Source organism: Streptomyces sp. NRRL F-2580, from assembly GCF_000720115.1.
Taxonomy (GTDB): Bacteria; Actinomycetota; Actinomycetes; order Streptomycetales; family Streptomycetaceae; genus Streptomyces.
Window position 1 is genome coordinate 1 of record NZ_JOIR01000144.1, and the last position, 210, is coordinate 210.

At 67.6% G+C, this 210-nt stretch carries 1 protein-coding gene; it reads right to left on the reverse strand.

Annotated elements, in window-relative coordinates; all coding sequences use genetic code 11:
- Positions 1-210, reverse strand: a 210-nt coding sequence (locus IF88_RS41830; protein ID WP_037808976.1) for a KR domain-containing protein, incomplete at both ends; no start/stop codon positions are given.

The window sequence follows — 210 nt, forward strand, 5'->3', positions numbered from 1 at the left end:
GGGGTGGAGGACTTGGGTGACGTGGTGGGGGGTGAGGTTGTGGAGGGTGGCGTCGTTGAGGGTGCCGGCGGCGTGGATGACGGCGGTGAGGGGGTGCTGTGTGGGGATGTTTGCGAGGAGTTGGGCGAGTGCGTCTGGGTTGGCGGTGTCGCAGGCGGTGATGGTGATGTGGGCGCCGGCTGTGGTGAGTTCGTCGTGGAGTTGGGTGGC